The 24,469-nt window shown below is 45.8% G+C and carries 28 protein-coding genes; 17 read left to right on the top strand and 11 right to left on the bottom strand.

Translation table 11 applies throughout. The features are described from left to right. Positions 1 to 288 precede the first annotated feature (288 nt). From cytR to rraA, 6 genes are all read left to right on the top strand, one after another. Positions 289 to 1,296, top strand: a complete 1,008-nt coding sequence (gene cytR / locus B9J84_RS07300) for a DNA-binding transcriptional regulator CytR (RefSeq protein ID WP_017043195.1) — start codon at positions 289 to 291, stop codon at positions 1,294 to 1,296. Between the two features lie 102 nt (positions 1,297 to 1,398). Then, positions 1,399 to 1,941, top strand: a complete 543-nt coding sequence (locus B9J84_RS07295; protein ID WP_017043196.1) for an SPOR domain-containing protein — start codon at positions 1,399 to 1,401, stop codon at positions 1,939 to 1,941. 120 nt (positions 1,942 to 2,061) lie between these two features. Continuing rightward, positions 2,062 to 2,628: an ATP-dependent protease subunit HslV gene (hslV, locus tag B9J84_RS07290; protein WP_010317615.1), complete on the top strand. Its 567-nt coding sequence runs from the start codon at positions 2,062 to 2,064 to the stop codon at positions 2,626 to 2,628. A gap of 35 nt (positions 2,629 to 2,663) precedes the next feature. Next, positions 2,664 to 3,995: an HslU--HslV peptidase ATPase subunit gene (hslU, locus tag B9J84_RS07285; RefSeq protein WP_013855851.1), complete on the top strand. Its 1,332-nt coding sequence runs from the start codon at positions 2,664 to 2,666 to the stop codon at positions 3,993 to 3,995. 122 nt (positions 3,996 to 4,117) lie between these two features. Further along, a complete protein-coding gene (locus B9J84_RS07280) occupies positions 4,118 to 5,035 on the top strand; it encodes a 1,4-dihydroxy-2-naphthoate polyprenyltransferase (RefSeq protein WP_017049221.1) in 918 nt (305 codons plus the stop codon). A 76-nt stretch (positions 5,036 to 5,111) separates the two neighbouring features. Continuing rightward, complete coding sequence (gene rraA, locus B9J84_RS07275) at positions 5,112 to 5,633, top strand: ribonuclease E activity regulator RraA (RefSeq protein WP_026027418.1); 522 nt, start codon at positions 5,112 to 5,114, stop codon at positions 5,631 to 5,633. Positions 5,634 to 5,738: 105 nt separating this feature from the next. Here rraA and B9J84_RS07270 read toward each other — a convergent pair whose 3' ends face one another. Both B9J84_RS07270 and tpiA read right to left on the bottom strand, forming a co-directional pair. After that, positions 5,739 to 7,076: an MATE family efflux transporter gene (locus tag B9J84_RS07270; RefSeq protein ID WP_094123850.1), complete on the bottom strand. Its 1,338-nt coding sequence runs from the start codon at positions 7,074 to 7,076 to the stop codon at positions 5,739 to 5,741. Positions 7,077 to 7,223: 147 nt separating this feature from the next. Beyond that, positions 7,224 to 7,997, bottom strand: a complete 774-nt coding sequence (gene tpiA, locus B9J84_RS07265; protein WP_026027419.1) for a triose-phosphate isomerase — start codon at positions 7,995 to 7,997, stop codon at positions 7,224 to 7,226. 292 nt (positions 7,998 to 8,289) lie between these two features. On the opposite strand from tpiA, the gene B9J84_RS07260 reads away from it, so the two are divergent. Together B9J84_RS07260 and B9J84_RS07255 are read left to right on the top strand one after the other, a co-directional pair. Continuing rightward, positions 8,290 to 8,637 (top strand): 5-carboxymethyl-2-hydroxymuconate Delta-isomerase, encoded by a 348-nt coding sequence (locus B9J84_RS07260; protein ID WP_017043199.1) that lies wholly within the window; start codon positions 8,290 to 8,292, stop codon positions 8,635 to 8,637. 17 nt (positions 8,638 to 8,654) lie between these two features. Next, positions 8,655 to 9,080 (top strand): DUF805 domain-containing protein, encoded by a 426-nt coding sequence (locus B9J84_RS07255; RefSeq protein ID WP_026027889.1) that lies wholly within the window; start codon positions 8,655 to 8,657, stop codon positions 9,078 to 9,080. A 75-nt stretch (positions 9,081 to 9,155) separates the two neighbouring features. Here B9J84_RS07255 and B9J84_RS07250 read toward each other — a convergent pair whose 3' ends face one another. Next, complete coding sequence (locus tag B9J84_RS07250; protein ID WP_013855858.1) at positions 9,156 to 9,494, bottom strand: DUF3135 domain-containing protein; 339 nt, start codon at positions 9,492 to 9,494, stop codon at positions 9,156 to 9,158. 116 nt (positions 9,495 to 9,610) lie between these two features. Next, complete coding sequence (locus B9J84_RS07245; RefSeq protein ID WP_017043200.1) at positions 9,611 to 10,228, bottom strand: metalloregulator ArsR/SmtB family transcription factor; 618 nt, start codon at positions 10,226 to 10,228, stop codon at positions 9,611 to 9,613. A gap of 252 nt (positions 10,229 to 10,480) precedes the next feature. On the opposite strand from B9J84_RS07245, the gene B9J84_RS07240 reads away from it, so the two are divergent. From B9J84_RS07240 to B9J84_RS07230, 3 genes are all read left to right on the top strand, one after another. Beyond that, positions 10,481 to 10,771 carry a co-chaperone GroES gene (locus B9J84_RS07240; RefSeq protein ID WP_010317634.1) on the top strand — a complete coding sequence of 97 codons (291 nt, stop codon included), beginning with the start codon at positions 10,481 to 10,483 and terminating at the stop codon, positions 10,769 to 10,771. 69 nt (positions 10,772 to 10,840) lie between these two features. Beyond that, entirely contained in the window at positions 10,841 to 12,475 is a 1,635-nt protein-coding gene (groL, locus tag B9J84_RS07235) for a chaperonin GroEL (RefSeq protein ID WP_013855861.1), read from the top strand. Between the two features lie 190 nt (positions 12,476 to 12,665). Then, positions 12,666 to 13,223: a VC2662 family protein gene (locus B9J84_RS07230; protein WP_026027420.1), complete on the top strand. Its 558-nt coding sequence runs from the start codon at positions 12,666 to 12,668 to the stop codon at positions 13,221 to 13,223. A gap of 50 nt (positions 13,224 to 13,273) precedes the next feature. On the opposite strand, the gene B9J84_RS07225 is transcribed toward B9J84_RS07230, so the two are convergent. Then, on the bottom strand, positions 13,274 to 13,747 hold the full coding sequence (locus tag B9J84_RS07225; protein WP_017046772.1) for an MgtC/SapB family protein: 474 nt from the start codon (positions 13,745 to 13,747) through the stop codon (positions 13,274 to 13,276). A 72-nt stretch (positions 13,748 to 13,819) separates the two neighbouring features. Then, positions 13,820 to 14,842, bottom strand: coding sequence for an EF-P beta-lysylation protein EpmB (gene epmB, locus B9J84_RS07220; RefSeq protein WP_019282863.1), 1,023 nt, complete (start codon positions 14,840 to 14,842; stop codon positions 13,820 to 13,822). A 33-nt stretch (positions 14,843 to 14,875) separates the two neighbouring features. Here epmB and efp point away from each other — a divergent pair, with 33 nt between their 5' ends. Beyond that, positions 14,876 to 15,442: an elongation factor P gene (efp, locus tag B9J84_RS07215; protein WP_017043203.1), complete on the top strand. Its 567-nt coding sequence runs from the start codon at positions 14,876 to 14,878 to the stop codon at positions 15,440 to 15,442. A 124-nt stretch (positions 15,443 to 15,566) separates the two neighbouring features. Here efp and frdD read toward each other — a convergent pair whose 3' ends face one another. Genes frdD through frdA form a run of 4 tightly spaced genes read right to left on the bottom strand, consistent with a single transcriptional unit; the run spans position 15,567 to position 18,915 of the window. Beyond that, positions 15,567 to 15,944, bottom strand: coding sequence for a fumarate reductase subunit FrdD (gene frdD / locus B9J84_RS07210; RefSeq protein ID WP_010317640.1), 378 nt, complete (start codon positions 15,942 to 15,944; stop codon positions 15,567 to 15,569). Between the two features lie 12 nt (positions 15,945 to 15,956). Continuing rightward, entirely contained in the window at positions 15,957 to 16,340 is a 384-nt protein-coding gene (frdC, locus tag B9J84_RS07205) for a fumarate reductase subunit FrdC (RefSeq protein WP_017043204.1), read from the bottom strand. Positions 16,341 to 16,342: 2 nt separating this feature from the next. Beyond that, entirely contained in the window at positions 16,343 to 17,101 is a 759-nt protein-coding gene (locus B9J84_RS07200) for a succinate dehydrogenase/fumarate reductase iron-sulfur subunit (protein WP_017046770.1), read from the bottom strand. After that, a complete protein-coding gene (gene frdA / locus B9J84_RS07195; protein ID WP_013855868.1) occupies positions 17,101 to 18,915 on the bottom strand; it encodes a fumarate reductase (quinol) flavoprotein subunit in 1,815 nt (604 codons plus the stop codon). Before frdA ends, B9J84_RS07200 begins: the two co-directional genes overlap by 1 nt. 244 nt (positions 18,916 to 19,159) lie before the next feature. On the opposite strand from frdA, the gene epmA reads away from it, so the two are divergent. From epmA to cysE, 5 genes are all read left to right on the top strand, one after another. Next, positions 19,160 to 20,134 carry an elongation factor P--(R)-beta-lysine ligase gene (gene epmA / locus B9J84_RS07190; RefSeq protein ID WP_088732911.1) on the top strand — a complete coding sequence of 325 codons (975 nt, stop codon included), beginning with the start codon at positions 19,160 to 19,162 and terminating at the stop codon, positions 20,132 to 20,134. A gap of 156 nt (positions 20,135 to 20,290) precedes the next feature. Further along, positions 20,291 to 20,725: a rhodanese-like domain-containing protein gene (locus B9J84_RS07185; RefSeq protein ID WP_010317649.1), complete on the top strand. Its 435-nt coding sequence runs from the start codon at positions 20,291 to 20,293 to the stop codon at positions 20,723 to 20,725. A 167-nt stretch (positions 20,726 to 20,892) separates the two neighbouring features. Further along, positions 20,893 to 21,360: a protein-export chaperone SecB gene (gene secB / locus B9J84_RS07180; RefSeq protein WP_013855870.1), complete on the top strand. Its 468-nt coding sequence runs from the start codon at positions 20,893 to 20,895 to the stop codon at positions 21,358 to 21,360. A gap of 181 nt (positions 21,361 to 21,541) precedes the next feature. Next, the gene (gpsA, locus tag B9J84_RS07175) at positions 21,542 to 22,600 is read left to right on the top strand and encodes an NAD(P)H-dependent glycerol-3-phosphate dehydrogenase (protein ID WP_013855871.1); all 1,059 of its coding nucleotides are present in this window, start codon (positions 21,542 to 21,544) and stop codon (positions 22,598 to 22,600) included. A gap of 86 nt (positions 22,601 to 22,686) precedes the next feature. Next, the gene (gene cysE / locus B9J84_RS07170; RefSeq protein WP_010317654.1) at positions 22,687 to 23,508 is read left to right on the top strand and encodes a serine O-acetyltransferase; all 822 of its coding nucleotides are present in this window, start codon (positions 22,687 to 22,689) and stop codon (positions 23,506 to 23,508) included. 62 nt (positions 23,509 to 23,570) lie between these two features. Here the strand turns inward: cysE and B9J84_RS07165 are convergent, their stop codons facing one another. Continuing rightward, positions 23,571 to 24,110 (bottom strand): PadR family transcriptional regulator, encoded by a 540-nt coding sequence (locus B9J84_RS07165; protein ID WP_010317655.1) that lies wholly within the window; start codon positions 24,108 to 24,110, stop codon positions 23,571 to 23,573. Between the last annotated feature and the right edge of the window lie 359 nt (positions 24,111 to 24,469).

Genomic DNA, 24,469 nt, shown 5'->3' with positions numbered 1-24,469 from the left:
GATGAAATGAGATGTAACATATTGAAGCAATCGAGTGCTAAAACGGTTACTGTTATTTTTGTCAGCCTATTTAATCCTCTCTAATGTGAGTGGCTTCACGCTTATTATGTAAAATTTGTTAATCTGACCGTAACTTTCTGGGTGGAAATGAATAGACTATCACTCATATATCCGCTGTGAATAACAGCTCAGCGTTCAAAATGGATAACCAGATTTTACAACCGGATTTTATAAACATAACAACGGGTGATTTCAGCCCAGTAACAACTTTTAAAGAGGTTAATTTCTATGGCGACAATGAAGGATGTTGCCCAGCTTGCAGGTGTATCAACCGCCACAGTATCTAGGGCGTTGATGAACCCTGAAAAAGTATCATCTTCAACGCGAAAGCGTGTCGAAGATGCTGTTTTGGAAGCTGGTTACTCACCAAATTCTCTCGCTCGCAACTTACGCCGTAATGAATCTAAAACCATTGTCGCTATCGTGCCTGATATTTGTGACCCTTACTTCACAGAGATCATTCGTGGTATCGAAGATGCGGCGATGGAACATGGTTATTTAGTACTGTTGGGTGATAGTGGTCAGCAGAAAAAGCGAGAAAGTTCGTTAGTTAACCTCGTATTTACTAAGCAGGCCGATGGCATGTTGTTGCTGGGAACTGATTTGCCGTTTGATGTTAGTAAGCCGGAGCAAAAAAACCTGCCACCTATGGTTATGGCATGTGAATTTGCGCCAGAACTTGAGTTGCCGACGGTACATATTGATAACCTTACTTCAGCGTTTGAAGCGGTGAACTATTTGACGCAGCTCGGGCACAAACGCATCGCGCAAATATCGGGGCCAGCAGAGGCCACGCTGTGTAAGTTCCGCCATCAAGGTTATCAACAAGCTTTACGCCGCGCAGGAATTACCATGAACCCTAATTATTGCACTTATGGTGATTTTACTTTTGAAGCTGGGGCTAAAGCACTGCGCCAATTATTGGCGTTATCTGAGCCACCCACAGCCATTTTTAGTCATAATGACAGTATGGCTATCGGTGTCATTAAGGAAGCCAAAAAATTGGGTTTGCGCGTTCCACAAGATATTTCAGTGGTGGGATTTGATGATATTCAATTTGCGCTCTACTGCGATCCACCGTTAACGACCATCTCACAGCCGCGCTATGAGATAGGGCGTCAAGCGATGCTCATGATGCTCGATCTTCTTCGCGGTCAAGAGGTTGGCGCAGGTTCTCGACTATTAGAAACCAAGTTAGTGATTCGAGAAAGCGCAGCACCTCCTCGCTTGAGCTAACCACATGCAGCGCACTTTTGATGCGCTGCAACTCTTTCAACACTATTAAGTCGTTGGAAACTGCATTAACATTGGTACAAACCATCAACTTTTGAATTCTCTGTGGCTAATAAAGATTATGTAAGGCGCGGTCGTAGTCCGAAAAAGCCGACCCCGAAAAAAACAACTCCACGTCGTAAACCTTGGCGTAGTGGCTTATTGGCACTGTTGCTCGTTTCCGGTTTTGGTTATGGGCTGTTCTTACTCAGCCGTGATCCTGAGCCGCCTCAAGCGGTTGTGGTTCCTACAAAACCAGTCGCAAAACCTAAGCCAGAGAAAGTGATCCCACCGCCTCCAGAGGAAAAATGGGATTACGTGGATAGCTTGCCGAAACGTGAAGTAGAAGTGGTAGCCAAAGAACAAAAAGTGTCTGAAATTCCTTATATCATGCAGTGTGGGGCGTACAAAACTTCGGCACAGGCTGAAAGCCGTAAACTTGATATCGCGTTTCAGGGTTTAAAAAGTGAAATCCGAAAAACGGAAGGCAGCAGTTGGTATCGCGTGGTATTAGGGCCATACAAATATAAGCGTGATGCGCAGCGTGACGAGCATAAATTACAACGCGCTAAAATTGAGCCGTGCGCCATTTGGACTGAACCACAATAAGAGCGATCACTCACCGCATCCAATCGATTCGCGGTGAGTGTTTTTTGTGACTTGAAATCTTCCCCAACCATCCTCATATATTTGCTAACTCCATCGTGAAAACAAATAAGAGGTCCTGTCGTGACTACCATCGTCTCTGTACGTCGTAATAATAAAGTTGTCATCGCCGGTGACGGACAAGTATCGCTCGGTAATACCGTAATGAAAGGCAATGCGCGCAAGGTTCGCCGTCTGTACAATAATCAAGTCTTGGCAGGGTTTGCAGGTGGCACAGCTGATGCGTTTACCTTGTTTGAGCGCTTTGAAAGTAAGCTGCAAATGCATCAAGGTCATCTTACTAAGGCCGCGGTTGAGCTGGCAAAAGATTGGCGTAGTGATCGAGCACTGCGTAAGCTAGAAGCGATTTTAGCGGTGGCTGATGAAACGGCATCACTCATTATTACGGGCAATGGTGACGTCGTTCAACCAGAAAACGACCTGATTGCTATCGGTTCGGGTGGTAATTTTGCCCAAGCTGCGGCGACCGCATTATTAGAAAATACCGATTTAGATGCACGTGAAATCGCTGAAAAAGCACTAAAAATTGCGGGCGACATTTGCGTGTTTACCAACCATTTCCACACTATCGAAGAACTAGAAATACCGGCGGAATTGCTACTGCAACAAACAGTGACCACCGAAAAATAAAGACAGTGTTAGGGTAAAGAATTAAGGAAAATCTGATGTCTGAAATGACTCCACGTGAAATTGTTCACGAATTAAATCGCCATATTATTGGTCAAGATAAAGCCAAACGTTCGGTGGCGATTGCGCTGCGTAACCGCTGGCGTCGCATGCAGCTCGAAGAGAGCTTGCGCGCCGAAGTAACGCCGAAAAACATTTTGATGATTGGTCCAACTGGGGTGGGAAAAACGGAAATTGCTCGTCGTCTCGCCAAGCTTGCCAACGCACCATTTATTAAAGTGGAAGCGACCAAATTTACCGAAGTGGGTTATGTTGGTAAAGAAGTGGAAACCATTATTCGCGATTTAACCGATGTCGCGGTAAAAATGACTCACCAGCAAGCGATGGAAAAAGTGCAATTTCGCGCGCAAGAGCAAGCAGAAGAGCGTATTTTAGATGCTTTATTGCCGCCAGCTCGTGATGCTTGGGGAGAGAATGAAAAGGGCGAAGAGAGCTCGAACACTCGCCAAATCTTCCGTAAAAAGTTGCGTGAAGGAAAGCTCGACGACAAAGAGATTGAAATCAATGTCGCTGTCCCTCAAATGGGGGTTGAAATTATGGCACCTCCAGGCATGGAAGAGATGACCAATCAGCTGCAAGGTTTGTTTCAGAACCTTGCAGGGGATACCAAGAAAAAACGCAAACTCAAAATCAAAGAGGCCTTCAAAGCTTTGACTGAGGAAGAAGCGGCAAAATTGGTCAATCAGGAAGAGCTGAAAGATCAAGCTATTTTTAATGTTGAAAATAACGGCATTGTCTTCATCGATGAGATTGACAAAATCTGTAAACGCGGCGAAAGCTCAGGTCCAGATGTGTCGCGTGAAGGGGTACAACGTGATTTGCTACCTTTGATTGAGGGCAGTACCGTCTCGACTAAGCACGGCATGGTTAAAACTGATCATATCCTCTTTATTACGTCGGGTGCATTCCAAGTGGCGAAGCCCTCTGATTTAATCCCCGAGTTGCAAGGCCGCTTGCCGATTCGCGTCGAACTTGAAGCATTATCGAGCCATGACTTTAAACGTATTTTGACTGAGCCGAAAGCCTCTCTGACCGAGCAGTATATTGCGCTGATGAAGACGGAAGAGGTGCACATTGAATTCACTGAAGATGGCATCACTCAAATTGCGGAAGCCGCGTGGAAAGTGAATGAAACCACGGAAAATATCGGCGCACGTCGCCTGCATACCGTGATGGAGCGTTTGATGGATGAAATCTCATTTGATGCAACAGAAAAGCCTGGCTCCTCAATGATTATCGATGCAGCCTACGTCAAGCAGCGCCTAGGTGAGTTAGTCGAGAATGAAGATTTGAGCCGCTTTATTCTTTAGCGGATCGAATGGCCAGTACACTGTTTGTAGCCCGTCCAAAGTGACGGGCTTTTTATTGCCGTGTTATACTCGCCAGCAGAACAGTATATACTGACCCCTTTTTTGAACGGCAGTGACCTTGCATGAAGAATTCGCTCCATATCTGGCTTGATGCGGCCAGGCCTAAAACGCTCCCTCTCGCGCTAGTTTCTATTTTAACGGGCAGCGCGTTAGCTTTCTCGTCGGGCCATTTTTCGTTGCCAGTAGCGCTGCTTGCTCTGCTTACCGCAACTTTATTACAAATCTTATCCAACCTTGCAAATGATTATGGTGATGCGGTCAAGGGTACGGATAATGAGGCTCGCTTAGGGCCAATCAGAGCGATTCAATCCGGTGCGGTGACGCTCGATGATATGAAGCAAGCGATGCTGATTAACATCACATTGACGGTTATCTCGGGTTTGGTGTTGATTTTTTATGCACTGGATAGCGTGCAAAGTATTCTGGCTTTTGTCGGGTTGGGCGTGCTCGCCATTGTGGCCGCGATTGCTTACACGGTCGGTAACAAACCCTACGGCTATGTCGGCTTAGGTGATTTATCCGTATTCATTTTCTTTGGTTTACTTGGGGTGTCTGGAACCTATTTCTTGCATACCGGCCATGTGGAACCGAGCCTGTTCTTACCCGCGTTAGGCTGTGGCTTATTGGCGGTCGCTGTGCTCAATGTCAACAATATGCGTGATATTGAAAATGATGCAGTTTGCGGAAAAAAAACCGTTGCCGTACGTCTTGGGCAAACGCGCGCCAAGCAATATCACTTTATGCTATTGGCGGGTGCGGTGGTCGCTTTTGCTTGGTATTTAGTGATGCAAAGCAGCCCAACGTGGATAAGTTTGCCCTTTTTGTTGAGCATTGTGGTAGTGGTAAAACACAGTAAAGCGGTGTGGGTGAGTGATCAACCTGCGCAGATAGCACCTATGATGCCCGCTATCGTCAAATGTTCACTGATCACCAACTTGTTGTTTGTTGGAATTGTTATAGCTCAAACTCTGACGAGTTAATTGTCGCTTGTCATTGCAATGACTTAATGACCCTATATACTCGGTGAAGATAATTTTCGGCAAGAGAAGAACCATTATGGAATACAACACCTCTGCGTTATGTGATATTTATCTCGACCAAGTCGATGTGGTGGAGCCAATGTTTAGTAACTTTGGTGGAAGCGCATCCTTTGCTGGCCAGCTTACGACGATTAAATGTTTTGAAGATAATGGCTTAATCCGTGAAGTATTAGAGCAAGATGGGCTAGGACGGGTGCTGTTAATTGATGGTGGTGGTTCACTGCGCCGTGCGCTGATTGATGCAGAATTGGCCGCTCTTGCTGAAGAAAATGAGTGGGAAGGCATCGTTGTTTACGGTTGTGTCCGCGAAGTGGATGAACTCGAAGAGATGAGCATCGGCATTCAAGCGCTCGCCTCTATTCCTGTTGGAGCATCCAATCAAGGTATCGGTGAAGTGGATGTGCCTGTCAATTTTGGTGGCGTCACTTTCCTACCTGAAGATTATTTGTACGCTGATAATACGGGTATTATTTTATCTCCTGAGCCTTTAAATGTGGATATGGACTTAGATGATGACCTTGACGAGATTGAAGAGTAGTTTCTCGCGCTGAAAGGCGATGTTTCTAAGTGATAAAGCCAGCATGAATGCTGGCTTTGTTATATTTAGTTCACCACGACGTGCTCAACCAGATAAATGGTAGCATTAGCGAAACAGGTAAGTTCGTTTTAGACGCAGGGCGTAGTAATAACCCAGCAGCCCACCTAAGGTATTGCCTGCGGCAATCCCGATAAACAGCCCTTCGACATCATAGAGATACGAACCTAACCATGCGGCAGGAAGAGTGAACACAAATAGCCGCATCACGCTCCACTGAAAGGCGCGCATAGGTTGATGCAATGCATTCAATCCAGAGACAAGCATCATCACAATGCCTTGAAAGCCATAGCTCAGTGGCACCACCAGCAAATAGTGCCACAATAGATCGCGCACCGAGGGCTCTTGAGAAAATAGGGCTGACAAAGGGATGCTCAGCGGTACCATCATCGCAAAAATCATCAATTGAAATACGATAGAAAAACGCATGCTGAGGAACAGGCCAGCAAAGCTACGCTCAATATTTTTTGCGCCGATGTTTTGTGCCATAAAGGGAGTCAGTGCTGAGGTTAGTGACATCAAGACCAAAATGAGTATCGACTCAATACGCTGCGCGGCGCCGTAAGCGGCTACTGCAGCCGTGCCATGACTGGCCAGCATCATCATTAATAGCGCGCCAGAGAGTGGATTCATTGCATTGGAGAGTGCCGCTGGTGTGCCCACTTTTAAGATCTGCTGCCAATCATGCCATAAAGTAGGAAAATACGGCCATGCCAATAATTTTTCTCTTTTGATTAAGACATATAGCGATCCGCACAGTGCGCCTAACCAACTGAATGCACTGGCAATAGCAGCACCTTGGATTCCTAATTCAGGGAAAGGGCCATAACCAAAAATCAGCAGCGGATCGAGCAGACCGTTAATACAACCTGCGAGCATCATAATTTTAGCTGGCGTTTTAGTATCACCTGTGGCTCGAATTGCACTGTTACCAGCCATGGGAATAACGAGCAAAGGAATGGTCAAATACCAAACCTGCATGTATTGCTCAATCAAAGGGATTAAATCGTCAGTGGCACCAAGCAGTAGGAAGAGTGGCTTAATGGTCAGTAACCCCAGAATTGAAGCGAATGTCACCAGCACCACAGCCAGCAACACGCCATGACTAGAAAAACGCGCCGCATTCTTAGCGTCACCTTGACCGAGTAAGCGGCCAATACTCGTCGAAAGTCCAATACCAATTCCCATGGTAATGCAGTTGACCGCAAAGGTGACGGGAAAGGTAAAACTGATGGCGGCAAGAGATTCGGTGCCCAGCAGTGAGATAAAAAAGGTGTCGACCAAGTTAAACATCAAAATCGCGATCAAACCAAAAATCATTGGGATCGTCATTTGAGTGAGCACATTTGGAATTGGGGCGGTTAATAGGCCGTGTTTATCGTGCATTACTGGGCAACGTAGGTTAAGCAAAACGTTAGGATACTTGATTCTGGCGATCGCGACTATAGCTGCTAGGATGGGAAGCGTGACGAGAGTGAAGAAACAAAAAGGCCAGCAAATGCTGACCTTCTTAACGATAATTAGTGTGAATAATTACGCTTTTTTCGCTTCAGCTGCTGCTTTTGCGATAGCTGCAAAGCTTTTCGCATCAAGTGCTGCGCCGCCAACTAGAGCACCATCAATGTCTGGTTGTGCGAAGTAAGCTGCTGCATTTTCAGGTTTTACAGAACCGCCGTATTGGATAACGACATTCTTCGCGACTGCTTCTGATTTTGCAGCAATGTGCGCGCGAATGGCAGCGTGAATACGTTGAGCATCATCTGCTGTTGCTGCTTTACCTGTGCCGATCGCCCAGATTGGTTCGTAAGCGATGATCGCACCTTCTAGCGCTTCAACACCTTGGGTGTTGATCACAGCGTCAAGTTGACGTGCACATACGGCCACTGTTTCGCCAGCTTCGTTTTGTGCTTCAGATTCACCGATACAAAGTACTGGTGTTAGGCCATTTTCTTTTAGGAATGCAAATTTTTGCGCCACAAATTCATCGGATTCGTTGTGGTATTCACGACGCTCTGAGTGACCAATGATGATGTGTGTTGCACCGAATTCTTTCAGCATTGCTGGAGACATATCGCCAGTGAATGCGCCACTGTTGTGTACGTCGCTGTTTTGGGCACCCAGAATGATCGCGCTACCCGCATCGGTCAGAGTGCGCTCTGCTAGGTCAATAAAAAGTGCTGGTGGAGCAACGGCTACGTCAACACCCGTTACGCCTTCAAGCTCTGCATTCAGACCATTTAGCAGCTCAACAACCATCTCTTTGCTGCCGTTTAGTTTCCAGTTACCCATAACTACAGGATGACGCATAGGAATATCTCCATTATCTATCAAAGTTAAAATGAATGAATGTCAAAAATAAACGTGATTGCGAAAGAATATAACAGATAAAATCGGTCAGATCATGATTCGAGTCATGACTTTATGGGATCTTAAGCAATGCGTGACACTCCTTATCAGTGATCAGATAGACAGAATAGCCGATAATGGCTCGGATTTTACGAGATTAATTGCTATTAGTGGCTGTTAAAAGAAAAGCTAGTGATACCAATAAGGCTCACCAGTGTTGAAATTTGATCATGAATGAAGAAAAGGAATTCGTATGCCCAACCTTGTTATGGAATACTCGAACTCTGTGGATGAACGTGTGAATGTTCAAGGGTTATTGGAAGATCTTCACCAAGTCGCACTTCGCTGCGGATTATTTGACGCTGACTCAGTGAAATCACGGGCGCTACGCTGTCACCATTGGTGCATTGGTGAGGAGGGCGACAGTGTTGATTTTATTCACCTCAGCTTTGATTTACTGTCAGGGCGAACACCTGAACAAAAAAGAGAGTTGTCACGTCAATTAATGGCGGTATTGCAACAGCAAGCTAGTCAAGTCAGGAGTCTGACCGTGAATGTGCGTGATATGGATAAAGATTGCTTCCAAAAGGTTGTAAATTAACCATTTTAGGTAACAAGATGTCGATTAAAGAACTGCTATTTTCATTTCAAGGACGCATCGGGCGCAAAGTATTTTGGATGTGGAATCTCTGTTATTACGCGTCCATTATGGGCTTCGCACTCGCTGCAAACCAAATATTTCCTGCCTATACGCACCTGATCTTGCCGCTGTTTTTGCTAGTAGTGTTACTGCCTGATTTGGCCATCACGGTAAAACGTTGGCATGACAGAGATAAGTCTGCTTGGTGGTTATTGCTTAATGTCCCCTTGGTGATAGGCCGTATGAGTATGCCTTTTGCTAGTGCCGAGATTGCCACTCAAGCCAGTATGACAGAGTCATTGGTATCGCTGGTCGCACTGGTTTGTGGCTCATGGATTTTAGTCGAATGTGGTTTTATGAAGGGAACGCAAAGCCGCAACCGCTACGGACCTGAACCAGAGTAAACTTGATAGAAAAAATTGATGAAACAACAGGAGGCCAATGCCTCCTGTTGTTTTAAAAAGCTTCAAATAGCGAGGTTAACGCCAGTCGCTGTGGCGCGGCACAAATGGAATGATGGTCGCGCTCGGTTGAGTGCGCGCCGATTCGCCATCTAAGGCATTTCTAAATTTCATCATCTGTTCGCCGAGCTCACGCATCAGCATAACATTAGCATGGACAGGGTTTTTGCATTGGCTCACCACCAAGTCAATGTGACTTTGCTGAGCCCATAACCTGTCTTGCATGTTGTTGGAAGAGGAGAGGATCATCTCTTCACAGATATCTTTTTTCAGTTGCGTAAAGGCATCTGGATTATGTTTGGCAAGTTCAACCAACTCATCAAAAGAAGGTAAGGCCTGTTTTTGAGGGGGCTCCATATCTTTCTCCTTTACACTATTTCTCTGTTGATTATTTTATCAACACAATGAAAGCATAACCGATCAATAAGGTAGGAGTTGGAACGAAATCGCCATTTCTTACTAATGAGACGATCTTAGCGTGGTGTGATTTGATAACGGCAGCGACGCTCACCCATAATGATGTGTTCGCTCCGCTCAACTACATATTGCTCACCGATCAACGTTTGGAAAATATTAAGTTCAGATTGGCACAGATTAGGGCAGCGTGCCGCAGCTTTACAGATGGGGCAATGGTTCTCAATTAAAGTGTAACCGTTCGTTGATGGTATGAGCTCTGCCATATAGCCTTCTTGCTCACGAAGCGTCACTAGCTTAGCTAGTTTTTCTTCTAAACTGTGGCAATCAATTAATGCTTGTTGATACTGTGCTAATGTGTGAGCTTCACGCTCTGCCGCCACTTTGGCTAGTCCTTCTTTACCAAAAAGGTGCTCAACAGCATCAATCACTTGGATGATCAACTCGCCATGCCGATCAGCAAATTGGTCGTGGCCTTGTTGTGTCAAAGACCAGTGTCGAGTAGGGCGTCCGACTTTTACTTTGACATCATGAAACGCCACAATGCCATCATCTTCCAAACTTTGTAGGTGCTGGCGAGCCCCCATGGTGGTAATACCTAGGTCGTCGGCCAGTCGTTTAGCGGTTACCGCTCCATCGCGTTTGATGGTTTGAAGTATTCGGTCAATGGTTTTCATCGCATTCCTCTGTTTGCCTTATCTATTATGAAGAAGCAGCTTAATAAAGCAAATTATTGACTATACAGGATGAGCCGCTAGTAACTTTTGTCAGCACAGAACCAAGATTCGCTATCAATTCGTTAAATAGATCACAAAATTTTCGCTTTCCCCCCTTGGGATCCCTTGCTTGCTCCCCCACATATCACTCACGAGCTGAGTAATCAGCCTTTTCATAAACCTAACGGAAAATCTAATCAGGAGAGACGACCGATGAACATTCGTCCATTACACGACCGAGTTATCGTTGAACGCCAAGAAGTTGAATCTAAATCTGCTGGTGGCATTGTTCTAACAGGTTCCGCTGCAGAGAAATCGACTCGTGGCGTCATCTTAGCAGTAGGCAAAGGCCGAATCCTTGAAAATGGTTCGGTACAACCGCTGGATGTCAAAGTAGGTGATACGGTTATTTTTGCAGAAAGCTACGGTACTAAAACGGAAAAGATCGACGGTAAAGAAGTGCTCATTATGTCTGAAAACGACATCATGGCGATTGTCGAGTAAGCATTGAGTAATTTTTGCTCTGATTCAAAAACGATTGATTAAAACAGAATTTAGAAAAGGAAATTAAAGATGGCTGCTAAAGACGTTAAATTTGGTAACGATGCACGTATTAAAATGCTAGAAGGCGTTAATATTCTAGCCGATGCAGTAAAAGTCACCCTTGGCCCTAAAGGCCGTAACGTTGTGATAGATAAATCGTTTGGTTCACCTATTATCACCAAAGATGGTGTCACTGTTGCGCGTGAAATTGAACTGGAAGACAAATTCCAGAACATGGGTGCACAAATGGTGAAAGAAGTTGCTTCTCAAGCTAACGATGCAGCGGGTGACGGAACGACAACCGCAACGGTATTAGCGCAAGCGATCATCACTGAAGGCTTGAAAGCTGTAGCAGCGGGTATGAACCCAATGGATCTTAAGCGTGGCATCGACAAAGCTGTCGTGGCGGCGGTTGAAGCGTTGAAAGAGCTTTCAGTACCTTGTTCAGACACTAAAGCGATTGCGCAAGTGGGTACTATTTCTGCGAACTCGGATTCAAGCGTGGGTAACATCATTGCTGAAGCGATGGAAAAAGTGGGCCGAGATGGCGTTATCACTGTTGAAGAAGGTCAAGCACTGCAAGATGAACTCGATGTAGTGGAAGGTATGCAGTTTGATCGTGGTTACCTATCTCCTTACTTCATTAATAACCAAGAAGCGGGCAGTGTTGATCTAGATAGCCCATTCATCCTATTGGTTGATAAGAAAATTTCTAACATTCGCGAACTGCTTCCTGCACTTGAAGCGGTAGCAAAAGCTTCTCGTCCACTACTGATTGTGGCGGAAGATGTTGAAGGTGAAGCATTGGCGACGCTGGTTGTGAACAACATGCGTGGCATTGTAAAAGTTGCTGCCGTGAAAGCACCTGGTTTTGGTGATCGCCGTAAAGCGATGCTACAAGACATTGCTACCCTAACGGGCGGTACTGTGATTTCTGAAGAGATCGGTCTTGAGCTTGAAAAAGTGACCTTGGAAGATCTAGGCCAAGCGAAGCGCATCTCTATCACTAAAGAAAACACCACCATCATTGATGGTGCAGGTGAAGAGCAAGCTATTAAAGGTCGCGTTGCACAAATTCGTCAACAAATTGAAGACGCAACTTCAGATTACGACAAAGAAAAACTACAAGAACGCGTGGCCAAACTGGCAGGTGGCGTTGCAGTGATCAAAGTCGGTGCAACCACTGAAGTTGAAATGAAAGAGAAGAAAGATCGCGTAGAAGATGCACTGCATGCAACTCGCGCAGCCGTTGAAGAAGGCGTGGTTGCGGGTGGTGGTGTTGCACTGATCCGTGCGGCTGCTAAAGTTGCGGGCCTTGAAGGTGACAACGAAGAGCAAAACGTAGGTATTCGTGTTGCACTACGTGCGATGGAAGCACCCATTCGTCAAATCGTGAAAAACGCGGGCGAAGAGGATTCTGTTGTGGCTAACAATGTTCGCGCTGGTGAAGGTAACTATGGTTACAACGCTGCGACGGGTGAATATGGCGATATGATCGACATGGGTATTTTGGATCCAACCAAAGTGACTCGTAGTGCTCTACAGTTCGCAGCTTCAGTCGCGGGCCTCATGATCACCACAGAAGCTATGGTGACTGAGCTACCGAAGAAAGAAGCGGCAATGCCTGATATGGGCGGCATGGGCGGTATGGGAGGGATGATGTAATCATCCTCTCTCAATAAGAAACCGGAGCTTGCCTCCGGTTTTTTTTCGCATAATTAGCTCAATCCTGACGTTTGAGTGATCCGACTCTTCTAGACTTCGTCTCTTCACTGATCACAATTTGGTGATGATGTGAGTGAAATAGCGTGAACAAACCCAATATTAACGGTTTCATTGGTCAATGGAGATCTTTATGAAAAAAGTACTTTCAGCACTAGCCGTAGTGGCTGCGTTATCTTCTTCTGTTGCGATGGCTGGCACTCCAGTTATGTTTTCTTCCATTAATAACTTCAATGCGCCGGATGAAAATGCGGTATCAGGCGTTCGTGTTGCGGCTCTTTACGGTAAAGTGAATGAAGTTAAAGGCTTAGATCTCGCCGTTGTTGGATTATCTGAAACTGACTCTACGACGGGTGTAAATTTAGGTCTTTTAGGGGCATCGAAAGTCAATCAAGAGATGACCGGTGCTTCACTCGGTTTGTTAAACTGGAATACAGGGCAAACCGTGGGTGCTAACGTGGGTGTAGTGAATCTGACCAACAATGTACAAGGTGCTAACGTCAGTCTAGTGAACTACTCTGAAGGTAATACCATGGTTGATGTTGGTGCAGCAAACTTCTCTGATACATCGAAAGTGCAAGTGGGTTTGTTCAACAAAACCACAAAAATTGAAGGTGTTCAGGTTGGTCTAATTAACTGTGCGGATAACGGTTTCTTTAAGTGTTTTCCTATCATCAACTTTGCTAAATAGCCGATGAATTGAAATCGAAAGAGCAGCCTCAAGCTGCTCTTTTTTTCACCTTATGTACGACGACGAAAGCGTTGATGAACACCACGGCGCAAACTTTGAAAGCTATTTTCTACCTTATCCACGCCATACAACACACACAATGCTAATACCGTGACAATGATGGATTGCTGTAAGTAACCAAGACCGATCATCAATCCCAGTGATGCCAGTACCCAAATAACAGCGGCCGAGGTGACGCCATGGATTTTCCCATCTTGAGTCATCATCACGCCTGCGCCTAAAAAACCAACCCCAGTAATAATTTGTCCAAGCACGCGAGCTTGATCTAAGGTGTTAGGGGACAGTGATACTGCCATCGCTAGAAAGAGATAAGTCCCTGAGATAATTAATATTGATGTGCGAATGCCCACCGGTTTACCACGGGTTTGGCGTTCAACGCCAATCAGTAACCCATTGATAGCACAGCACAATAATGCAGACCAACTGAATGGACTAAGATCAAGAAATTGTCCGAGAGATTGCATGATGGTTTTCCCAAAAGTATGAAGGTAAGAGTTCGTTGATTGACACCGAACCGCTCTTTTGAAGTTCTGTAATTACTCAAGATGCAGATCGAGTGGCGTTTTACTGGCTCTGCCACCGATTTCTCGAGTTAGCTTAGCAACAAGATAGCCCGAGACTCGCTCAATGACACCTGCCATTATTTCTTTTGCTTTTTGATCACTAACAAAAAAGTGCGCTGCGCCTTGCACTTTATCCAGCACATGCAAGTAGTAAGGCAAAATCCCTGCATCAAATAACGTTTCGCTGAGCGCGACTTGCGCGTCAACGCTATCATTAACACCTTTTAACAATACACCCTGGTTGAGTAAGGTAACATTGATGGCGCGCAGACGACTCATCTGCTGTTTGAATTCTAGATTGATTTCATTGGCATGGTTAATGTGCGTCACCAAAATGACTTGTAAGCGAGTTTCACGCAGCAGATCACACAATGCATCGGTGATTCGAGCGGGGATCACCACGGGTAAGCGCGAGTGAATACGCAATCGTTTAATATGAGGCACGCTGCTGATTGCATCGATGAGCCAACGCAGTTCTTCATCTTTCGCCATTAACGGATCACCGCCCGATAAAATGACCTCATTGAGTTCGGGATGCGCGGCAATATAGTCGACACTTTGCTGCCACACCTGCTTTGAGCCTTTATTCTCTTGGTAGGGGAAATGACGACGAAAGCAGTAACGGCAGTTAATCGCACAACCACCTTTGACTATCATTAGCACTCGGTTGCGGTATTTATGCAGCAATCCCGGAATGGCATTGTTTTGCTCATCAAGCGGATCATTTGAGTACCCATCATGCCATTCAAACTCTTCATTGAGTGGCAAAACTTGACGCAACAGGGGATCGTAAGGGTTTCCTTTTTCCATGCGATCGACAAAACTTTGTGGCACCCGTAGTGCGAAGAGTTTGCGTGCGGCAAACCCGTTTTGCCAAAGGGCAGGATCAATCTCTAACTGCTGGAGAAGCTCGGCAGGGTTTGAGATCGCATTCGTTAATTGTTGAAGCCAGTTTTGCTCAACAGAATCAAGTTTTCGGGTTATTATATGCGGCATTGAATTTAACTCGAAGAATGGTAAGAGGAAAAAATGGCTACTGTTAGCACGAATGAATTTAAAGGCGGTCTCAAAATTATGCTTGATAATGAGCCTTGTGTCATTCTCGAAAATGAATATGTGAAACCAGGTAAAGGCCAAGCCTTCAACCGTGTCAAAATCCGTAAACTTCTTTCTGGCAAAGTGTTGGAAAAAACATTTAAGTCAGGTGATTCAGTAGAAACGGCTGACGTAATGGATATCGACCTTGATTATCTCTATAACGACGGCGAATTCTACCACTTTATGAATAATGAAACATTCGAGCAAATTGCGGCGGATAATAAAGCGGTGGGTGAAAGCGCAAAATGGCTAGTGGAAAACAACACCTGCATGTTGACGCTTTGGAACGGTAACCCAATTGCGGTAACGCCACCAAACTTTGTTGAACTTGAAGTGGCTGAAACTGATCCAGGCTTGAAAGGTGATACGCAAGGTACGGGTGGTAAACCCGCTACGTTGGTCACAGGTGCTGTGGTACGTGTGCCATTGTTCATCTCTATCGGTGAAGTGATCAAAGTGGATACCCGCTCTGGCGAATATGTAGGTCGAGTCAAATAATCACCTCAAGATAAGTAAGAAGGTCGCTCGGTTAGCGGCCTTTTTTATTGCTCCAAAGCTGAGTGAGTGCCGTAATAAAAAAGAGCTGCCGAGGCAGCTCTTTGATGTCATCACTTTTCTATCTTCAAATCATAAAGATAAAAACGACAGCGAGTGCGGAAATCAGCCCTGCAAACGCATAACAAGCGATTTTACCCACTAAACCGGTGTGGAATTTTAGGTCATGCATACCGTGGTGAACACGGTGCATGGCATGCCACATCGGTAAGGCTAATGTACCAATGATAAACAGTGCGCCGATGATGCTAGTCGCAAAACTCGAAACGCGTTCATAACTCATTGCTTCAGCATCGATAATGCCTAATGGTGCTAAAATACCCAACACGAGAATGGTGATCGGGGTAATCATCGCAAACCATGTTCCACCGGCACCAAACAGCCCCCACCAGATAGGTTCATCAGAACGTTTTGGCGTGCGATTTACCTTATAATTGTTGTTCATGACTATAAGCTCCTACACCACGATGAGAACAATCAGTGAGATAAACGCAACCGCAGCCCACTGAGTTAATACGATGATTTTCTTGTCGATTAGCTTACCTTTCAAGCGGATTGGCATCACTTGCGGCATCATGCTAAAGAAGGTTTGTGCATGCAGCAAACTCCCCGCCAACGCGACGATATTGATTGCGACCACAATTGGGTTTGCCATAAAGCTTAGCCAGCCTTCCCATGCTTCAGGGCCTTTAACCAAGCAGCCCAAGCCAAAGGTAAGGAATAAGGTAAAGAATATCAGTGGCAGTACCGTTGCTTCACGCAACATGTAGAAGCGGTAGAATGGGTGATCTTTCCACCAAGTGCGTGTCATTTCACGAACGTAAGGTTTACGGTTACTCATCCTTATCCCTCCACTTTCTTTGGTGAACCGTCAGGTTTTAGCATGGCAATCACGAAGTCCATTGAAGATTCAACTTTGCCTTGGTTGACGGCTGCCGCTGGATCAACGTGTTTTGGACACACTTCAGAGCAGTAACCAACAAAGGTACAACCCCAAGCACCGTTATCACCATTGATAAGCTTCATACGCTCGGCTTTACCATGGTCACGGCTATCTAAGTTGTAGCGGTGAGCAAGGGTTAATGCTGCTGGGCCAATAAACTCAGGGTTCAAACCGAACTGAGGGCAGGCCGCGTAGCAAAGACCGCAGTTAATACAACCAGCAAATTGTTTGTATTTGGCCATTTGCTCTGGCGTTTGTAAGTTGGTGCCATCTTCAGGTTTGCGATCGTTGCCAATGATGTAGGGTTTAATGGCTTCAAGACGCTCGATAAACGAAGTCATATCCACGATCAAATCTTTTTCAATTGGGAAGTTGGCTAAAGGTTCAATCTTCACGCCATTGGGGTAATCGCGCAGGAAGCTTTTACAAGCCAATTTAGGTACGCCATTGACCATCACACCACATGAACCGCAGATCGCCATACGGCAAGACCAGCGATAAGAGAGATCCTTATCGAGGTTATCTTTGATGTAGCCAATCGCGTCGAGCACTGACATGGTGTCATCAAAGGGAACTTCAAACGCTTGCAGGCGTGGCTTGGCATCTTTTTCTGGGTCGTAGCGCAAAATGTCTACTTTTTGAATGCGATTTGCTGACATTATTTTTGCTCCTCTGCGCTTTTCTCTTCTGCCGCTTTTTCCGCGGCGGCAGCCTGTTCTGCCGCTTCACCATAGAGACGAGCTTTCGGCTGAGATTTCGTGATCTTAACCGCGCTGTAGTCGATACTTGGAGCGGCATCTGGTTGATAGAAAGCTAAAGAGTGCTTGAGGTAGTTCACATCATCACGCTCAGTACAACCTTCGTCTAAACGCTGATGCGCACCGCGAGATTCTTTACGCAAGATAGCTGAGTGAACCATAGCTTCAGCCACTTCAAGGCCATAACCGACTTCGATAGCGTACAGAAGGTCGGTGTTGAACACTTTGCCTTTATCTTTAATGCTAATGTTCTTGTAGCGTGCTTTTAGCTCGGTGATTTTATCAATCGTCGCTTGCATTAAATCTTCTTGGCGGTAGATACCACAACCCGCTTCCATGGTGTGACCCATCTCAGTGCGAATGGTGGCCCAGTTTTCATCACCTTCTTGGTTCATTAACGCTGCAATACGCTCTTCTACGGCTTTGACTTGTTTGGCGATAGATTCATCGTTCCAACCTTTGAATTCCGCTGCGCGTTTCACTGCACTTTCACCCGCAACGCGGCCAAAGACCACAAATTCAGCTAACGAGTTAGAACCCAAACGGTTTGCACCATGCAAGCCAACCGAGGCACATTCGCCGACAGCAAACAGACCTTTGATGCGCGTTTCACATTGTCCATCCGTTTCGATACCACCCATGGTGTAGTGTACGGTTGGACGAATTGGGATCGGCTCTTTTGCTGGATCAACGTTGACGTAAGCTTTCGCTAGTTCACAGATGAACGGCAAACGCTCTTGTAAGTACTCTTCACCAAGGTGGCGAAGATCAAGCAGCACCACATCACCAAGCGGATGTTTGATGGTGTTGCCTTTTTGTTGTTCATGCCAGAAAGCTTGAGAAACTTTGTCGCGAGGACCGAGTTCCATGTATTTGTTTTTAGGCTGACCCACCGGAGTTTCTGGGCCCATACCGTAATCTTGCAGATAACGATAGCCATTTTTATTGACGATGATACCACCTTCACCGCGGCAGCCTTCCGTCATCAAAATACCCGTGCCAGGTAGGCCAGTTGGGTGGTATTGCACGAACTCCATATCGCGTAGAGGGACGCCATGACGATAAGCCATTGCCATACCATCGCCAGTTACAATGCCGCCGTTGGTGTTGCAGTGGTACACACGGCCCGCGCCACCAGTGGCTAATACCACAGATTTTGCTTTGATGGTTACTAGCTCACCTTCGGACATATGAATCGCGATAAGCCCTTGAACTTCGCCATCTTCAACAAGTAGATCCACCACGAAATACTCATCAAATCGATTGATTTGTGGGTACTTCATTGAAGTTTGGAAGAGGGTGTGAAGCATGTGGAAGCCTGTTTTGTCAGCCGCAAACCAAGTACGTTCGACTTTCATGCCACCAAAACGGCGTACGTTGACTTCGCCATTTTCTTTACGGCTCCATGGGCAACCCCACTGTTCCATTTGCACCATCTCGCGGGTCGAGTTGGCCACAAAATATTCAACAACATCCTGTTCACATAGCCAATCTCCCCCACCAACGGTATCGTTGAAGTGGTTGTCAAGGCTATCTTCTTCCTTGATAACTGCTGCTGAGCCTCCTTCCGCTGCAACCGTATGAGATCGCATAGGATAAACTTTAGAAATCAGAGCAACTTCTAAATCAGGGTTTGCTTCAGCGGCTGCAATTGCAGTGCGAAGACCAGCGCCGCCTGCGCCGATGACTGCGATATCTGTGGTGATAATTTGCACAGTTATCCTCCGGTGTGTGATGCGGAAAATCCGCTTGTTATAGTTAAAGGTTCGTAAGCCTTAAGTGGTACGGGTAGTGTAGAAGAGCTGTGTAAGGAAAAAATTGATTCTGTTAGGTTTTTGCTTCGGAAGTGCAAGCGCGAGCATACTTATTTTTCTTTGTGTGATAATAATCACGTTAGAATTTGGAATTGCGCTTTAAGTCAGTAAAATTCATATCATCCAAACTTATGTGTGCCAGAACATGAATAGAAAAAACTGGATGCCAACCGCATCAATACCACAACTCAAACAGCGTGCTCAGTTACTCAAGCAGATCCGCCATTTCTTTGAACTACGAGATGTATTGGAAGTCGATACACCAGCCATGAGTCATGCCACGGTAACCGACATTCATTTGCAAACCTTCCAAACCCAATTTGTTGGCCCAGGGTATGCTGATGGCCGTCAACTCTATTTAATGACCAGCCCAGAGTTTCATATGAAACGACTTTTGGCGGCGGGGAGTGGTTCGATTTATCAGATCAATAAAGCGTTTCGCAACGAGGAAAATGGCCGCTATCACAACCCAGAATTTACGATGTTAGAGTGGTATCGGGTTGGTTTTACTCACCATGATTTAATGGATGAGATGGATCAATTGCTGCAACTTATTTTGCAGTGTGGAGCGGCGCAGAAGATGAGCTACCAACAAGCATTTTTGCAGGTACTTGGGGTTTGTCCGTTAGAAGGCTCAATGGACGAGTTAAAAGCGGCTGCGAGCCGATTAGGTCTAAGTGACATTGCTGAGCCAGAAGAGGATAGAGATATCTTACTGCAACTGCTATTTAGTGTCGGTGTTGAGGCGGAAATTGGTCAACAGGTACCGGTTTTTGTTTACGATTTTCCTGCATCACAAGCGGCACTAGCTAAGATTAACCCGCAAGATCATCGTGTTGCGGATCGCTTTGAGGTCTATTTCAAAGGGATTGAACTTGCGAATGGTTTTCATGAGCTGGACAACCCACAAGAGCAACTGGCTCGTTTTGAAGCGGATAACCAAAAGCGTAAAACGATGGGGCTGGTCGAACAGCCGATTGACTACCACTTGATAGCGGCGTTAGAGGCTGGCTTACCTGAATGTTCAGGAGTGGCGCTTGGTATTGATCGCTTGATTATGCTGGCGTTAGGCCAAGATCATATTGATAACGTGACGGCTTTTCCTTTTCCGATAGCTTAAGCTTTTAAGCTGATGTGGATTGCGCGCTTGTAGTGCGATGAGCGCGCTGAAAAACGGCAACAGTTTCTTATTATGCAATGTAAGCCCTCGCGTCTGGCTGACAACCTCGTTATACTCCTTGTCTGATTTTAAGCCCACATTGCAAGAGCACAGAATATGCAAGAGTACATCGAATTTTTCCAACACAATATGATTCTATCTTTGGCATGGGTAGGTATTCTCGTCGCCTTAATCATGAGCATCGTGAAATCAACCACGGCAGCCTATAAAGAGATCACCGCTTCACAAACGACGCTTTTAATGAATCGTGAAAACGGTGTTGTTGTCGATATCCGCACGAAAGATGAATTTAAAAAAGGCCATATTACCGATGCGGTTCACATTTTACCGTCAGATATTAAATCCGGTAACTTGGCTAGCCTTGAAAAGCACAAGTCTGACCCAATCATTGTGGTATGTAAAACGGGTCAAACCGCGCAAGAGAGTGCCAACCTGCTTGCTAAAGCTGGGTTTGAGAATGTGAATTTACTGAAAAATGGTCTTGTAGCTTGGAATGAAGCGAACTTGCCATTGGTTCGTGGCAATAAATAATTCACTGATCGCGGTTATCTTGAACTGAGTGTGCTGGCTGAAAAGCCAGCATTTGATGCTAAGAGTTGTGATGTTTTCCACGTAATCGTGAGCTCATCTAGTCATTCGAAATCAGCTCGGTTAGTCTAAAAGCAACACTGAATTTGTAAGTATTTAAGGATTTAATCATGGCTGAAGCCGCACAACAAACAGCACAACAAAATTTCGCAATTCAACGTATCTTTCTAAAAGATGTCTCTTTTGAAGCGCCAAACTCACCTGTTATGTTCCAAAAAGAGTGGAATCCAGATGTGAAGTTGGATCTTGACACTCAAAGTCGTGATCTGGGTGAGGGTGTGTATGAAGTCGTATTACGCCTAACGGTGACAGTGAAAAACGCGGAAGAAATCGCGTTCTTATGCGAAGTGCAACAAGGTGGTATTTTTACTGCTGAAAAAATGGAAGCGGGTCAACTTGCTCATTGTTTAGGTGCATTCTGCCCGAACATTCTGTTCCCATATGCACGTGAAACAATTTCTAGCTTAGTTGTTAAAGGGACATTCCCACAACTTAACCTTGCACCAGTGAACTTTGATGCATTGTTCATGAACTACCTACAACAACAAGCGACTCAAGGCGAGCAAGCAGAAGCTTAATCGTTAATGACGTGAGATCATTAACGTTGGCGTTCCACGTCAGACTTTGATGATAAAAAATGCACAAAGCATCCCAGATAATGATGGTGCGTTGTGCATTTTTTGTTTATTTCGAATGCCAATACCTCCGTTCCTTGCTACTCCGTATTGAAAGCTGTATCGGAAGGAATTTAGGTATAACATGACAACACGAATAGCAATGGACGAAACAATGACAGATCCTAACAGTATTTACGGTAAAGCGATCACCATGACAGTAGTTGGTGCGGGTTCTTACGGCACATCTCTGGCGATTTCTTTAGCACGTAACGGTGCTAATGTTGTCCTTTGGGGACACGATGCTAAGCATATGGCTCGTCTTGACGCTGATCGTGCTAACCAAGAATTTTTACCCGGTATTGATTTTCCCGATTCGCTGATTGTGGAAACCGATTTGAAAAAAGCGGTACAAGCGAGCCGCGATTTGTTGGTTGTAGTTCCGAGCCACGTATTTGGCCTTGTTATGAAGAGTTTAAAGCCTCACTTACGTGATGATTCCCGTATTTGTTGGGCAACCAAAGGGCTTGAACCTGAAACGGGCCGGTTACTGATGGATGTGGCCTATGACACCATTGGCGAGCGCTATTCATTGGCAGTGTTATCTGGGCCGACTTTTGCTAAAGAGCTGGCGATGGGAATGCCTACCGCAATTTCTGTTGCCTCGCCTGACGCGCAGTTTGTCGAAGATCTGCAAGGCAAAATTCACTGCAGCAAAACTTTCCGCGTTTACGCCAATAGTGATTTTATTGGCATGCAGCTAGGTGGTGCGGTGAAAAACGTGATTGCGATTGGCGCTGGCATGTCCGATGGGATTGGCTTTGGTGCGAATGCGCGTACTGCATTGATTACGCGCGGTCTGGCCGAAATGTGCCGTTTGGGTGCAGCGTTAGGTGCTCAGCCTGAAACCTTTATGGGGATGGCTGGATTGGGTGACTTAGTGCTCACTTGTACCGATAACCAATCACGTAACCGTCGCTTTGGTTTGGCGTTGGGACAAGGGAAAGACGTGGATACGGCGCAGCAAGAAATTGGCCAAGTGGTTGAAGGTTATCGCAACACCAAAGAGGTGTGGTTATTAGCGGCGCGCATGGAGGTTGAAATGCCAATAGTTGATCAAATCTATCAAGTGCTGTATCAAGGAAAAGATGCGCGTGTTGCAGCACAAGATTTGCTGGCTCGTGATAAAAAAGCAGAACGCTAATTCATTGCTCATGATTAGGCACAAAGCCTATTAGCAATCTACATTGACGCTCTAGAGATTGGATGAGGAAGGGTGATCAACCAACGATGAAACATTGCGAAAAACTCAAAGTGTGGCAAGCCATAGTCAAAGAGGCGCGCGAGCAGTCAGAACAAGAACCGATGCTGGCAAGTTTTTATCATGCCACTATTATTAAGCATGATAGTTTAAGCTCGGCCTTGAGCTACATTCTTGCCAATAAGCTGAATACGGCCTCAATGCCAGCGATGGCGGTGCGTGAAGTGGTCGAAGAGGCATTTGCCGCAGACCCCAGCATTATGGAAGCGGCGGCGTGTGACATCTGCGCGACTGTCAATCGCGACCCCGCAGTATCTATGTTTTCAATGCCTCTACTTTATCTCAAGGGCTACCATGCCTTACAAGGCTATCGCGTCGCGAACTGGTTATGGAAGCAAGGTCGAGTGGCGTTGGCTACCTATTTTCAAAACCAAATTTCGGTAGCTTGCCAAGTGGACATCCATCCTGCTGCACGTATTGGCCGCGGTATCATGCTTGACCATGCTACGGGCATTGTGATCGGTGAAACCGCAGTGGTGGAGAATGATGTCTCTATTTTACAAGATGTAACGCTAGGTGGAACGGGTAAAGAGTGCGGCGATCGCCACCCGAAAATTCGTGAAGGCGTGATGATTGGCGCGGGTGCCAAAATTCTCGGTAATATTGAAGTGGGCGAAGGGGCGAAAATTGGTTCTTGTTCGGTGGTATTGCAAGCGGTGCCTCCGCACACTACCGTCGCTGGAGTGCCAGCCAAAATTGTCGGTCGTCCGCAAACCGATAAGCCTTCGTTAGATATGGACCAACAATTTAATGGCCGCTCTCAAAGTTTCATTGCCGGTGATGGTATTTGATTTGGTCGCGGAAAACAAAAAGGGTGATGCTCACAGAGCATCACCCTTTTTTATGGTTGGCATTAAGCCATTGCATCGAGTTCAGCAAGCACTTCTTCAGCCCAATCAACCCACGCTTGGCGAACCAGTAGGTTGCGGCGTAGTGTTAGACGCTCAAGGCGCTGTAGCTTATCGAGGGTAGCTGGTGTTGCATAGTACGCAGACTCAATCTCTTTGTAGTGAGCAACCAGTTTTTTCGATTCTTCAACCAATTCACCCAGTTGAATTCGGTAAGGTGTTGCTGGTTGTACCGCGCAAGCGATCAATTTAGCGCTAAATTCATCACGTACGGTTGGGTGAGCTGTAGGTTGGTCAAACCATTCACCTAAAGCGCTGCGACCTGCATCGGTGATGGAGTAAACTTTACGATCTGGCTTGCCATCTTGCGGTTCTAATACACAAGTGACTAGGCCTTGTTGACCCATTTTATTCAGTTCGCGGTAAACTTGTTGGTGGCTGGCTTTCCAAAAATAGCCAATGCTCGAAGAGAACTCTTTTGTGATGTCGTACCCTGTGGCATCGCGAGTGCTCAAAACAGTGAGGATAACGTGTGGTAATGACATGTCTTTAATCCAAATGGTTAATAAACTCAAAAACAACTTGCTCAAACTCGTGTTGTGCTTCTGATGGCATCAATCATGAATGAGTTTAAGCAACACCCACCGTTCTATTGACGGAGTGGGTTGTGTCACCTTAAAAAGCCGTTTATCACCTAGGATTATATGCGTGACGCATATCGACCTGCGATTTGTTATGTTTGTATGCTACCGCAGAGGAGCAGTAGTATATCTAAATAATAAGCATAAAGTAGAATACTTTGTTAGTTTAGCTTAAAAAACTGATAATATGCTCAATAATTTTTGTGATTTAAAATAAAAAGCCGCGCAGAGGCGGCCTTTTAGCTAGTTTGTGAAACAAAATG

The organism is Vibrio sp. V03_P4A6T147, assembly GCF_002241085.1.
GTDB lineage: Bacteria > Pseudomonadota > Gammaproteobacteria > Enterobacterales > Vibrionaceae > Vibrio > Vibrio anguillarum.
This window is presented reverse-complemented; position numbering and strand designations above follow the sequence as displayed.